The following is a 12,948-nucleotide window of genomic DNA, read 5'->3' as shown; positions in this document are numbered from 1 at the left end:
TGTAAAATGGCTAAATTACAAATAAAATTAGTTAGAAGTGTTATAGGAACTACTCCTAACCAAAAAAAGAATGTTGAAGCGTTAGGATTAAGAAAAAGAGAACAAGTTGTTGTAAAAGAAGACAATGCTCAAATAAGAGGTATGATAAATAAAGTAAGTCATTTATTAGAAGTAACTGAAATAGCTGAATAATTTTTAAAAAGTAGTGCAAGGAGGTGCAATCCATGAAGTTACATGAGTTAAAACCTGCTGAAGGTGCAGTAAGAGCTAAAAGAAGATTAGGTAGAGGTACTGCAACTGGACAAGGTAAAACTGCAGGACGTGGACAAAAAGGTCAATGGTCTCGTTCTGGTGGTGGAGTAAGAGTAGGGTTCGAAGGTGGACAAATGCCACTAGCTAGAAGACTTCCTAAGAGAGGTTTCAATAACATATTTAAGAAAGTTTACACAGAAGTTAATGTTGAAGTTTTAAATAGATTTGAAAATGGAACAGAAATAACTGCAGAATTATTAAAATCTACTAAAACTATAAGCAAAATAGGTAAAGATGGAATTAAAATCTTAGGTGAAGGTAATTTAGAAAAAGCTTTAACTGTTAAAGCTGCTAAGTTTACAGCTTCAGCTCAAGAAAAAATAGAAAAAGCTGGTGGAAAAGCAGAGTTAGTATAATAACCTGCTAATCTCCTAGCCAGTACAGGCGGGGTGAATTAGCGTGCTGTCAAAATTAAAACAAGCTTGGAAGATTAAAGCAGTAAGAAAAAAAGTAATGTATACACTTATGATGATCGTGATATTCAGAATAGGTACTACAATACCAGTTCCAGGTATAGACACTAGTATTATACAAAAGATGGTAGGCGGCAATAGTCTACTTTCTCTGTATAATATGTTTACTGGTGGAGCATTTAGTAACTTTTCACTATTTGCTTTGGGTATAAGTCCATATATCACTGCATCTATCATAATACAGCTTCTAACAGTAGGTTTTGAAAGTTTAGCAGAACTTCAAAAATCTGGTGAAGAAGGAAAGAAAAAAATCAATAAGTACACTAAATATACAGCACTAGCTCTAGCAGTTGTACAAGCTTTGGGAATTACATTAGGAATTGTAAGAAGTGCTTTAATATCAAATAGTGTGTTTTTTATCACAACTGTTGTAATAACATTAGTTTCAGCAAGTATGTTAGTAATGTGGATTGGGGACAAAATTACCGAAAAAGGAATTGGTAATGGTAGTTCAGTAATAATATTTGCAGGTATCATATCAAGAATACCAACAGATGTTATTAAAATCGCACAACAAGTTAAATCTGGTCAAGTTGCACCTTGGGTAATAATACTTCTAATTGTAGTTATATTACTTACAGTTACAGGAGTTACATTTATACAAGAAGCGACTAGAAAGATACCTGTACAATATGCTAAAAGAGTTGTTGGAAGAAAAATGTATGGAGGACAAAGTTCTCATATACCAATGAAAGTTAACCAATCAGGAGTTATGCCTATAATTTTTGCTAGTTCACTTTTAGCTTTTCCACAAACAATAGCTATGTTTATGGGGGCAGATGCTCAAGCTTTTGTTCAAAAATACTTAAGTATGGCAACAGAACAAGGATTTTGGACATACAGATCAATTGAAATTCTACTTATAATTTTCTTCTCATATTTTTATACAACTGTATCATTCAATACAGAAGATATATCTAAAAATATGAAAAATAATGGTGGATTTATACCAGGTATCAGACCAGGTGAACCTACTATGGATTATTTAAATAGAATCTTAACAAGATTAACTTTAGCTGGAGCTACTTTCTTAGCAATAATTGCTATGGTACCAGCTCTTACAACACATTATATGAATGTAAATATGAGCCTAGCTGGGACTTCATTGCTAATCGTTGTTGGGGTTGCTTTGGAGCTTAAGAGACAGTTAGAATCAAACTTAGTTATGAGAAGCTATCAAGGTTTCTTAAAATAAAATGGAGATGGATAATATGAGAATAATATTACTTGGACCTCCAGGTGCTGGTAAAGGCACTCAGGCGGCAGGAATAGTAGAAAAATACAATATACCTCATATATCAACAGGAGATATATTCAGAAAGAATATAAAAGAGGGAACAGAACTTGGAAAAAAAGCTAAAGAATACATGGACCAAGGTTTATTAGTACCAGATGAGTTAACTGTAGGTTTAGTTACTGATAGAATATCTCAAGAAGACTGTAAAAATGGATTTATGTTAGATGGATTTCCAAGAAATGTAGCACAAGGTGAGCATTTAGATATATTCTTAAAAAATGCTGGTATAGTACTAGATAAAGTTGTCAATATTGAAGTTGATAAGAGCATATTAGTATCTAGAGCAGTTGGTAGAAGAATATGCAAGTCTTGTGGAGCTACTTATCATGTTGAGTTTAATCCTCCTAAAGTAAAAGGTGTATGTGATGTATGCCAAGGAGAATTGTATCAAAGAGCTGATGATAATGAAGAAACTGTATCTAAGAGAATACAAGTTTATCTAGATGAAACTAAGCCTTTAGTAGATTATTATAGCAAACAAGGTATAATAGCTGATATAAAAGGTGACCAAGCAATAGATAAAGTATTTGAAGATATTGTTGCAGCTTTAGGAAGTGGAAAATAAATGATTATCTTGAAATCAAAGAAAGAAATAGAACTTCTAAGAGAAGCAGGTAAAATTGTTGCTGATACTCATGAAGTTTTAAGAAGAGCTATTTCTCCGGGAATATCTACTTTAGAATTAGATAAAATAGCTGAAGAGAATATAAGAAAATACAATGCTGAACCTTCTTTTAAAGGATATGGAGGTTTTCCAGGAAGTATATGTGCTTCTATCAATAGAGAAGTTGTACATGGAATTCCAGGTGAAACTCTATTAAAAGAAGGAGACATTGTAAGCTTAGATATAGGAGCCTATTATAAAGGATATCATGGTGATTCTGCGAAAACTCATGGAGTAGGCATGATATCTGAAGAAGATAGGAAATTAATAGAAGTAACTAAAGAAAGCTTCTATGAAGGAATAAAATTTGCTAAATTAGGATATAGACTTTCGGATATCTCACACGCAGTACAAACATACGTTGAGAAACATGGTTTCTCAGTAGTTAGGGATTTGGTAGGACATGGAGTTGGAGCAAATCTTCATGAAGATCCACAGGTACCTAATTATGGACTCCCAGGAAAAGGACCAAGACTTAGAGAAGGAATGGTTATTGCTATAGAGCCAATGGTTAATGCTGGTCGTTATCATGTAAAGACTCTATCAGATGGGTGGACGACTGTTACAATAGATGGAAAAAAATCAGCTCATTATGAGCATACGATAGCAATTACTGAACATGAACCTTTGATATTGACAAAGTTGTAAATTAAGAAGTAGGTGAAAAAAGTGCTATCAGATAATTTAAGTATAGGTCAAGTTGTTAAGGTTTCATTAGGTCGAGATCAAGGAAATTTATTTTTCGTAGTCAAGATAATTAATAATGAATATGTATTAATAGCTGATGGAAAGAAAAGAAAACTTGACAAACCTAAGTTAAAGAAAGTTAAGCACTTAAAAAAATATAATTTTATTAATGATGAAGTTAGAAAAAGAGTAGTATCTGGACAAGAGATTACAGATTCTTTTTTAAGAGCTGAACTTACTAAGTTAAATTAGATGATTTAACTTATTGAAATGGAGGGCTGGTTAGTTAATGGCCAAAAAAGATGTTATAGAATTAGAAGGTACAGTTTCAGAAGCTTTACCTAATGCTATGTTCAAAGTTAAACTAGAAAATGGACATGAGATATTATGCCACATTTCTGGAAAGCTAAGAATGAACTTCATAAGAATTCTTGAAGGTGATAAGGTGAATGTTGAACTTTCTCCATATGACCTTACAAGAGGAAGAATCACTTGGCGTAAGAAGTAGACTATCTTGATATTTAGTCTAAGGAGGGATTAATAATGAAAGTTAGACCATCAGTAAAACCAATATGTGAAAAATGCAAAGTAATAAAAAGAAAAGGAAAAGTAATGGTTATCTGTGAAAATCCAAAGCATAAGCAAAAACAAGGATAAGAAATTATTACTAGTATTTTGTTAAATTTTATAGTATAATACTATATTGTGATGTTAACAAAAGAACGTTAAAATCGTTAAACAATCTGACGTAGGATTGATATATGATATGAAGTTTTAAACACTAAAAACTATGTGTAGGAGGTGCGATCATGGCAAGAATAGCTGGGGTAGATTTACCTAGAGAAAAAAGAGCGGAGATAGGCTTAACTTATATATATGGTATAGGTAAAGCAACTGCTAACGAAATATTAGCTAAAGCTGAGATAAATCCAGATACAAGAATAAAAGATTTATCAGAAGATCAAGTTAATGAGTTAAGAAAAGTTATAGATGACGATTTCTTAGTTGAAGGTGACTTAAGAAGAGAAATTGCTTTAAACATAAAGAGATTAAGAGATATAAAATGTTATAGAGGAATTAGACATGGTAAAGGTCTTCCATTAAGAGGACAAAGAACTAAAACTAATGCTAGAACTAGAAAAGGTCCTAGAAAAACAGTATCTCGTAAAAAGAAAAAATAATTAAATAATAATTAGATGAAGGAGGGAAAAGGAAAATGGCTAAACCAAAAAAGAAAGTTACACGTGTTAGAAGAAGAGAACGTAAAAATATAGAACGTGGTCATGCTCATATACAGTCAACTTTCAATAATACAATAATAACTTTAACTGACGTTCATGGAAATGCTATATCTTGGGCAAGTTCAGGACAATTAGGATTCAAAGGATCAAGAAAATCAACTCCATTTGCATCTCAAATGGCTGCTGAAACAGCTGCAAAAGCTGCTATGGAACACGGATTAAAAAGTGTTGAGGTATTCGTAAAGGGGCCAGGTTCAGGAAGAGAAGCTGCTATAAGAGCTTTACAAGCAACTGGACTAGAAGTAACTATGATAAAAGACGTTACTCCAATCCCACATAACGGATGTAGACCACCAAAGAGAAGAAGAGTGTAATTAATAAGAGTACAAATAGGAGGTGTAGATAAATGGCAAGATATACAGGTGCATCATGTAGACAATGCCGTAGAGAGGGAATGAAATTATTCCTTAAAGGTGATAGATGTTATACAGATAAATGTGCTATAGTTAAAAGAAACTATGCTCCAGGTCAACATGGCCAAGGAAGAAAGAAAGTTTCTAACTATGGATTACAATTAAGAGAAAAACAAAAAGTTAAAAGAATATATGGAGTTTTAGAAACTCAATTTAGAAACTTATATGAACGTGCTGAAAACATGCCTGGAAAATCAGGTGAGAATTTATTAAGTTTATTAGAGAGAAGATTAGACAATGTAGTTTACAGAATGGGACTAGCATCTTCTAGAAAAGAAGCTAGACAATTAGTAACTCATGGTCATTTCACTTTAAATGGAAATAAAGTAGATATAGCTTCATTAACAGTTAAAGTTGGAGATGTGATAGAAGTTAAAGAAAAATCAAGATCTTCTGCAAAATTCAAAAATTTAGTAGAAGTTAACTCAAGAATAGCTCCTAAATGGTTAGAAGCTAATGTAGAAGGAATGACAGCAAAAGTAGTTGGTGTTCCAACAAGAGAAGATATAGATCTTGAAATAGCAGAGCACTTAATCATAGAACTTTACTCTAAATAATAAGCACACTTTTAAAAATTATTTTAAAATTTTGTTTACCCTCAGTGGATTACTGAATTTTAAGGAGGGTTTTGTCCATGATAGAAATAGAAAAGCCAAAAGTAGATATAGTTGAGCTTAGCGAAGACTATAGATATGGTAAGTTTGTTATAGAACCTCTAGAAAGAGGATATGGAATAACTATAGGTAACGCACTAAGAAGAATATTATTATCATCTTTACCAGGTGTAGCAGTAAATGCTATAAAAATAGATGGAGTTCTTCATGAATTCTCTACAATACCTGGCGTTAAAGAAGACGTTACAGAGATAATATTAACTTTAAAAGAGCTTTCAGCAACTATAGATGGTGAAGGAAGTAGAACACTTAAAATAGAGGCTCAAGGACCATGCTCTATCACAGGTTCAGATATAATCTGTCCTCCAGATGTTGAGATATTAAGCAAAGACTTAGCAATAGCTACATTAGATGATAATGCCAAGTTTAATATGGAAATATTTGTAGATAAAGGTAGAGGTTATGTTTCTGCTGAAGAAAATAAAACAGAGAATGTTCCAATAGGTGTTTTACCTGTGGATTCAATATATACTCCTGTTGAGAAAGTTAGTTATCATGTAGAAAACACAAGAGTTGGTCAAAAAACAGATTATGATAAATTAGTACTAGAAGTTTGGACTAATGGTAGTATAAACCCTCAAGAAGGTATATCATTAGCTGCAAAAGTATTAGTTGAGCATTTAAATCTATTTATAGACTTAACTGAACATGTAAGTAGTGTTGAAATCATGGTAGAAAAAGAAGAAGATCAAAAAGAAAAAGTTCTTGAAATGACTATAGAAGAATTAGATTTATCAGTTAGATCATACAACTGTTTAAAGAGAGCGGGAATTAACACAGTTGAAGAATTAGCCAATAAGTCTGAAGACGATATGATGAAGGTTAGAAACCTAGGTAAAAAGTCATTAGAAGAAGTAATACAAAAACTAGAGGAACTTGGACTAGGTTTAAAACCAAGTGAAGAATAGCGAGCAAAGGAGGGATAAGAATGGCTAAGTACCGTAAATTAGGACGTGAAACAGCTCACAGAAACCTTATGTTAAGAAACTTAGTAACTTGTTTACTAAGAAGTGGAAGAATAGAAACTACAGTAACTAGAGCTAAAGAAACTCGTAGAATGGCTGAAAAGATGATAACTCTTGCTAAAAGAGGAGATCTTCATGCTAGAAGACAAGTTTTAGCTTATGTTATGGATGAAACAGTAGTTAATAACTTATTCACAGATTTAGCTCCAAAATATGTTGAGAGAAATGGTGGATACACTAGAATAATAAAAATAGGGCCAAGAAAAGGCGATGCTGCTGAAATGGCTTTTATAGAATTAGTATAGTAAGGAAAGGATTAGGCTTGATGGCTTAATCTTTTTTTTATTTTTTTGACTAAGGTGTGATATAATAATGTGTAAAATGATTTTTATAAGTTATTGCTTACTAAAAGGAGTATGAATTAATGGATAATATAATAAAAGTAAACAATATTTCATTTGAGTATATTACAGATGAAGCAAAACTTAAAGCGATAGATAATTTAAGCTTGGATGTTAAAAAGGGAGAATTTGTCGCAATAATAGGACATAATGGTTCTGGTAAGTCTACTTTATCTAAAAACTTAAATGCTATTCTTATGCCTACAGAAGGAAATATTCTCATTGATGGAATGGATACCAAAGAAGAAGAAAGATTATGGGATATAAGACAAACAGCAGGTATGGTATTTCAAAACCCAGATAATCAAATTGTTGCCACAATAGTAGAAGAAGATGTGGCTTTTGGGCCTGAAAACTTAGGTATAGAGCCAAAAGAGATAAGACGTATTGTAGAAGAGTCTTTAAAAAGTGTAGGTATGTATGATTTAAGAGGTAGACAACCACATTTGTTATCAGGTGGTCAAAAACAGAGGGTTGCAATAGCAGGTATAATTGCCATGAGGCCTAAGTGTATAATATTTGATGAAGCAACAGCGATGTTAGACCCATCTGGAAGAAAAGAAGTTATGAAAACAATAAAAAGACTTAATAAAGAAGAAAATATAACTGTTTTACATATAACGCACTTTATGGAAGAAGCTGTAGAAGCTGATAGAGTTGTTGTTATGGAGAAAGGTAAGAAACTTTTAGAAGGGACTCCTAAAGAAGTATTTAGCAAAATAGAGATGTTAAAGGAAATCGGTTTAGATGTACCTTGTATGACAGAGTTGTCTAGTTTATTAATAGAAGAAGGTATAAATATTAGTAGTGATATATTAACTGTGGATGAGATGGTGATGGAATTATGTCAATTATAGTAAAGAACTTAACACATATATATAATGAAGGGATGCCTTTTGCAAGTAAGGCACTTGATGATGTATCTTTTGAGATTAAAGATAGAGATTTTGTTGGACTTATAGGTCATACAGGTTCAGGAAAGTCGACATTGATACAACATTTAAATGGACTATTAAAGCCTTCCTCAGGAGAGATTTTTATAAATGATTTTAATATAACAGATAAGAATTTAAACTTAACTGAGATAAGAAAAAGAGTAGGTGTTGTATTTCAATATCCAGAATATCAATTATTTGAAGAAACAATTGATAAAGATATAGCATTTGGACCCGCTAATTTAGGTCTAGAAGAGGCTGAGATACATAATAGGGTAAAAGCATCGATGGAAGCTGTAGGGCTTGAATATGAGGAATTTAAAGATAAATCTCCATTTGAATTATCAGGAGGTCAAAAGCGTAGAGTTGCAATAGCTGGAGTTATAGCAATGAATCCAGAAGTACTTATATTAGATGAGCCAACTGCGGGTCTTGACCCTGGTGGAAGAGATGAAATTTTTAATTTAATAAAAAACCTACATGAAAAAAACAATATGACTATAATATTGTCATCACATAGTATGGATGATATGGCAAAGCTGGCACAAACTTTAATTGTTATGAATCATGGTAAAATAGAATTTATGGGTACTCCTAGAGATGTATTTAAATCAAATGCTATTAAATTAAAAGAAATTGGTTTAGATATTCCACAAGTTTTAGAACTTGCATTGAAATTAAGAGAACAAGGTTTTGACATTAGTGAAGACATATTGACTTTAGAAGAAGCAAAACAGGAAATATTAAGAGTTGTGAGAGGACGAGGATTATGTTAAAAGATATAACTATAGGGCAATACTACCCAACAAGTTCTGCTATTCATAAATTAGATCCAAGGATAAAACTTGTAGCAACAATTGTATTTATGGTATCTATATTTGTAGTAAATAAATTTTGGCCTTATATGATAGTTTTATTATGTTTATTAGGTATGATAAAGTTAGCTAATATACCAGTTAAGTATATTGTTAAGGGTGTAAAGCCTCTTAAGTGGATTATTTTATTTACATTTATTATAAATATTTTTTTCTTACCAGGTGATGAGATATGGTCATTTGGATTTTTAACGATAACAAGTCAAGGTTTGAGACAAGCAATTTTTATGGCAATAAGACTTATATTTTTAGTAATTGGAACATCATTACTTACTTTAACAACTTCACCAATAGAATTGACAGATGGTATAGAGAGATTATTAAATCCCTTTAAGAAAATTGGTTTACCAGTTCATGAGCTTGCAATGATGATGACAATTGCTTTACGCTTTATTCCTACATTATTGGATGAAACAGACAAAATAATGAAAGCACAGATGTCTAGGGGTGCAGACTTTGAAAGTAAAAATCTTATAAATAGAGCTAAAAATCTAGTACCTCTTTTAGTTCCACTATTTGTTAGTGCATTTAGAAGAGCAGATGAATTGGCTATGGCTATGGAAGCTAGATGTTATAGAGGTGGGCACAATAGAACAAAAATGAGAGAGTCTGTTATAGTAAAAGCAGATTATATAGCATGTGTGTTTCAAGTTATTTATTTAGGATTAATAATAGCTACTAGATTTATAGCGATTTAATAGAAGCATATATAGATGAGGTAAAATATGAGAAATATAAAGATTACAATCCAATATGATGGTAGAAATTATTGTGGATGGCAGAAGCAACCAGATTCTCTAGGGATACAAGGTACAATTGAAAAAGCTATATATGAGATAACGAATGAAGAAGTTAAACTTATAGGGTCAGGTAGAACTGATTCAGGAGTTCATGCTCTTGCACAAACTGCAAATTTTAAAATAAATTCAAGTATAAGTATAGAAAGTATACCAATGGCACTAAATGCTAAATTACCAAAAGATATATCAGTTATAGAGGCACATGAAGTTAATGATGACTTTCATTCAAGATACAGTGCAAAAGGAAAAACATATAAATATTTAATATATAACAGTAAGTTTAGACACCCAATACTTAACAACATATCATATCAAGTAAAGTACGAACTTGATTTTGATAAAATGTGTATAGAATCAAAAAGCTTATTGGGTACACATGATTTTAAAGGTTTTATGAGCTCTGGTTCATCTATAAAAGAGACAATACGAACAATATATGATATAAATATAAAAAAAACAGATGATTTGATTACTTTAGAAATTAGTGGAGATGGGTTCTTATATAATATGGTGAGAATTATTGTTGGAACACTTGTTGATATAGGACGTGGTAGAATTAATGAATCATTTTTAGATATAATAGAATCAAAAAACAGATCAAAATGTGGACATACAGCTCCAGCACAAGGATTATTTCTTAAAAAAGTTCATTATTAACTTGACACACCAGGCTACATGTATTAAAATATATGAGAATGTGTTAATAAGTCCACTTGCCCCGGACTTGACATAAACGGTAAAAAATTTTTATGAAAAGTAGTTAAGGAGGGACAGTTATGAAAAGTTATATAGCTAAGCCAGCTGATGTACAAAGAAAATGGTACTTAGTTGATGCTGAAGGAAAAACATTAGGTCGTATAGCAACAGAAATTGCGACAGTATTGAGAGGTAAACATAAACCAACATTTACTCCTCACGTTGATGGTGGAGATTTTGTTGTTGTAGTAAATGCAGAAAAAGTAGTTTTAAGTGGAAAAAAATTAGATCAAAAATATTACAGATACCACACTGGTTATGTAGGTGGATTAAAAGAAATATCTTATAGAGATATGATGGATAAAAAACCAGAAGAAGTTATAGCACATGCTGTAAATGGTATGTTACCTAAAAACAAATTAAGAAGTAGAATGATGACTAGATTAAGAGTATTTGCAGGTGCTGAACACACTCATGCAGCTCAAAATCCAGAAGTTTTAAACTTTAAATAAGATTAATAGGTGAAAGGAGGAGTTTATAATGGCTAACGTTCAATATTATGGAACTGGAAGAAGAAAAAGTTCTGTTGCTAGAGTAAGACTAGTTGCAGGTGAAGGAAATATATTAGTAAATGGAAGAGCATTAGAAAATTATTTTAACTATGAAACATTAATAAGAGATGTTAAACAACCATTAGTTTTAACTGGTAATGAAAATAAATATGATATTATAGTAAAAGTTGAAGGTGGAGGATTCACTGGACAAGCTGGAGCTATAAGACATGGTATATCTAGAGCTTTATTAAAAGCTGATTTAGATTTAAGACCTGCTTTAAAGAAAGAAGGTTTCTTAACTAGAGATGCAAGAATGAAGGAAAGAAAGAAATACGGATTAAAAGCAGCAAGAAGAGCTCCACAATTCTCAAAAAGATAATTATTTATTTTTTTGGAAAAGCAAAATCCTTTATTTTCTGTTATTCAGAAAATATGGGAGTATGTTAAAATGTTGGGTTTAAGTTAATGATTGATATACAATAAAATAATAAGATATCTTATTAGGATGTTTTTCTATAGAAAAACATCCTTTTTATTGTTTTAATTGTTTAATAAAAAATTACATGTTAGAGTTATTGAGATAATAGTTCTATTGAAAAATTGATAAAGAAATTTACAGTAAATATAATTAAAAATTTTACATTTTATAAGTAATAGAATTTAGCTTACTTAATAACATAATTCATAATATAAATTGTCATAATTTATTATACCTGTTATTCGATAATAATTAAAAATGGGAATTTAGAGTAGATATGAATATAGCATATTTATGTAATCATATATTAATATTAAAAAATAGAGATTGATAAATACTAAAATGAAACTTAAATGTTTGTACTAATATTTGGAATATTATAGTGTTTTTATAAGTATACATATACAGGGTGATGTTGTGAGAAAGTACATAAAACATATAATTTTTAGTTTTGTTATGGTGTGTCTAGTAATAGTATCAATATTTGAAGTGAAAAATATTTCTGAAGATGTTATCAAATATATGCCAATAACAAATAAAACAATAATTTTAGATGCTGGTCATGGAGGAATTGATCCAGGCGCATTAAACAAAGATAAGAGCACATCTGAAAAAGATATCAACTTAGCAATAACGCTTAAGCTTAGAGAGCTTATAGAATCAAGTGGAGGTCTTGTAATATTAACCAGAGAAGATGACAGTAGCCTCTATAAAGAAGAAAATAATAAAACGACAAGACAAAAATATAATGAGAACTTGAAAAATAGAAAAGAAATAATCTCTAATTCCAATGCTAATATGTTCGTATCAATACATCTAAATGCATTTGAACAATCTAAATACTATGGAGCTCAGACCTTTTATCCTAAAGATAAACAAGATAGCAAGGAATTATCGAAGTGTATTCAAGAAGAGCTTAAAAGAGTTGTAGATAAAACAAATAACAGAGAGGTCAAGCCAAGAGATGACATATACCTTTTGAAAGAAAATAATATTCCATCAGTATTAATAGAATGTGGTTTTCTTTCAAATGAAAAGGAATGTAAGCTTTTGACAGATGAAACATATCAAGAAAAGATAGCATGGGCAATATACATAGGTATACAGAAATATCTAAGTTGAAATAATTATAAAAATAAGTCTAAATATGTAAATAGCTTGTATTGAAGTGTTTAAAAATGCATTAATATGAGCTATTTTTGTTTTGACAAAAAAATAATTAAAATAAAAGTTAAAAAAGCGTTGACTTAGAATAACATAGATGGTATTATATATGAGTGCCCAAAAGGAGCACGAAAATAAGACAAAAGAACTTTGAAAATTAAACAGTAGGTTAATTTATAAACAAGAAACAAACCATAAAGCCAGATATTTTGATAACAATAGTATCTGAGCCTGATAAACTTTTATTTGAGAGTTTGAT

Annotated in this window: 20 protein-coding genes; all 20 read left to right on the top strand. The window is 30.9% G+C overall.

What is annotated here, in order from left to right:
- The first annotated feature begins 6 nt into the window (after positions 1 to 6).
- The 20 genes from rpmD (at position 7) to cwlD (ending at position 12,647) form a co-directional block, all read left to right on the top strand.
- Positions 7 to 192, top strand: a complete 186-nt coding sequence (gene rpmD / locus KGF50_RS03960) for a 50S ribosomal protein L30 (protein ID WP_227846911.1) — start codon at positions 7 to 9, stop codon at positions 190 to 192.
- Between the two features lie 32 nt (positions 193 to 224).
- The gene (gene rplO, locus KGF50_RS03955) at positions 225 to 668 is read left to right on the top strand and encodes a 50S ribosomal protein L15 (protein WP_003421135.1); all 444 of its coding nucleotides are present in this window, start codon (positions 225 to 227) and stop codon (positions 666 to 668) included.
- Between the two features lie 43 nt (positions 669 to 711).
- Positions 712 to 1,980, top strand: coding sequence for a preprotein translocase subunit SecY (gene secY / locus KGF50_RS03950; protein WP_227437017.1), 1,269 nt, complete (start codon positions 712 to 714; stop codon positions 1,978 to 1,980).
- Positions 1,981 to 1,996: 16 nt separating this feature from the next.
- A complete protein-coding gene (locus KGF50_RS03945; RefSeq protein ID WP_227846910.1) occupies positions 1,997 to 2,647 on the top strand; it encodes an adenylate kinase in 651 nt (216 codons plus the stop codon).
- A complete protein-coding gene (map, locus tag KGF50_RS03940; RefSeq protein WP_227846909.1) occupies positions 2,648 to 3,394 on the top strand; it encodes a type I methionyl aminopeptidase in 747 nt (248 codons plus the stop codon).
- A gap of 21 nt (positions 3,395 to 3,415) precedes the next feature.
- Positions 3,416 to 3,685 carry a KOW domain-containing protein gene (locus KGF50_RS03935; protein ID WP_227437012.1) on the top strand — a complete coding sequence of 90 codons (270 nt, stop codon included), beginning with the start codon at positions 3,416 to 3,418 and terminating at the stop codon, positions 3,683 to 3,685.
- A gap of 37 nt (positions 3,686 to 3,722) precedes the next feature.
- Positions 3,723 to 3,941, top strand: a complete 219-nt coding sequence (gene infA / locus KGF50_RS03930; protein ID WP_003421127.1) for a translation initiation factor IF-1 — start codon at positions 3,723 to 3,725, stop codon at positions 3,939 to 3,941.
- A gap of 35 nt (positions 3,942 to 3,976) precedes the next feature.
- Entirely contained in the window at positions 3,977 to 4,090 is a 114-nt protein-coding gene (rpmJ, locus tag KGF50_RS03925) for a 50S ribosomal protein L36 (RefSeq protein WP_002509257.1), read from the top strand.
- A gap of 152 nt (positions 4,091 to 4,242) precedes the next feature.
- A complete protein-coding gene (gene rpsM / locus KGF50_RS03920; protein ID WP_227437009.1) occupies positions 4,243 to 4,614 on the top strand; it encodes a 30S ribosomal protein S13 in 372 nt (123 codons plus the stop codon).
- A 35-nt stretch (positions 4,615 to 4,649) separates the two neighbouring features.
- Positions 4,650 to 5,048, top strand: coding sequence for a 30S ribosomal protein S11 (rpsK, locus tag KGF50_RS03915; RefSeq protein WP_227437007.1), 399 nt, complete (start codon positions 4,650 to 4,652; stop codon positions 5,046 to 5,048).
- Positions 5,049 to 5,080: 32 nt separating this feature from the next.
- Positions 5,081 to 5,704: a 30S ribosomal protein S4 gene (rpsD, locus tag KGF50_RS03910; protein WP_227437005.1), complete on the top strand. Its 624-nt coding sequence runs from the start codon at positions 5,081 to 5,083 to the stop codon at positions 5,702 to 5,704.
- A 77-nt stretch (positions 5,705 to 5,781) separates the two neighbouring features.
- On the top strand, positions 5,782 to 6,729 hold the full coding sequence (locus tag KGF50_RS03905) for a DNA-directed RNA polymerase subunit alpha (protein ID WP_227437003.1): 948 nt from the start codon (positions 5,782 to 5,784) through the stop codon (positions 6,727 to 6,729).
- Positions 6,730 to 6,749: 20 nt separating this feature from the next.
- A complete protein-coding gene (gene rplQ / locus KGF50_RS03900) occupies positions 6,750 to 7,091 on the top strand; it encodes a 50S ribosomal protein L17 (RefSeq protein WP_227830328.1) in 342 nt (113 codons plus the stop codon).
- Positions 7,092 to 7,210: 119 nt separating this feature from the next.
- Entirely contained in the window at positions 7,211 to 8,044 is an 834-nt protein-coding gene (locus tag KGF50_RS03895) for an energy-coupling factor transporter ATPase (protein WP_227825412.1), read from the top strand.
- Positions 8,032 to 8,898: an energy-coupling factor transporter ATPase gene (locus KGF50_RS03890; protein WP_227846907.1), complete on the top strand. Its 867-nt coding sequence runs from the start codon at positions 8,032 to 8,034 to the stop codon at positions 8,896 to 8,898. Before KGF50_RS03895 ends, KGF50_RS03890 begins: the two co-directional genes overlap by 13 nt.
- A complete protein-coding gene (locus KGF50_RS03885) occupies positions 8,892 to 9,695 on the top strand; it encodes an energy-coupling factor transporter transmembrane component T family protein (RefSeq protein ID WP_227436997.1) in 804 nt (267 codons plus the stop codon). Before KGF50_RS03890 ends, KGF50_RS03885 begins: the two co-directional genes overlap by 7 nt.
- A gap of 27 nt (positions 9,696 to 9,722) precedes the next feature.
- Positions 9,723 to 10,454 (top strand): tRNA pseudouridine(38-40) synthase TruA, encoded by a 732-nt coding sequence (truA, locus tag KGF50_RS03880; RefSeq protein ID WP_227846906.1) that lies wholly within the window; start codon positions 9,723 to 9,725, stop codon positions 10,452 to 10,454.
- A gap of 119 nt (positions 10,455 to 10,573) precedes the next feature.
- Positions 10,574 to 11,005 carry a 50S ribosomal protein L13 gene (rplM, locus tag KGF50_RS03875; RefSeq protein WP_227436993.1) on the top strand — a complete coding sequence of 144 codons (432 nt, stop codon included), beginning with the start codon at positions 10,574 to 10,576 and terminating at the stop codon, positions 11,003 to 11,005.
- A 28-nt stretch (positions 11,006 to 11,033) separates the two neighbouring features.
- Positions 11,034 to 11,426 (top strand): 30S ribosomal protein S9, encoded by a 393-nt coding sequence (gene rpsI / locus KGF50_RS03870; protein WP_227846905.1) that lies wholly within the window; start codon positions 11,034 to 11,036, stop codon positions 11,424 to 11,426.
- A gap of 516 nt (positions 11,427 to 11,942) precedes the next feature.
- The gene (gene cwlD / locus KGF50_RS03865; protein ID WP_227436991.1) at positions 11,943 to 12,647 is read left to right on the top strand and encodes an N-acetylmuramoyl-L-alanine amidase CwlD; all 705 of its coding nucleotides are present in this window, start codon (positions 11,943 to 11,945) and stop codon (positions 12,645 to 12,647) included.
- Positions 12,648 to 12,948 lie beyond the last annotated feature (301 nt).

It is taken from the genome of Clostridioides sp. ZZV15-6598, assembly GCF_020657705.1.
GTDB lineage: Bacteria > Bacillota > Clostridia > Peptostreptococcales > Peptostreptococcaceae > Clostridioides > Clostridioides difficile_F.
This window is presented reverse-complemented; position numbering and strand designations above follow the sequence as displayed.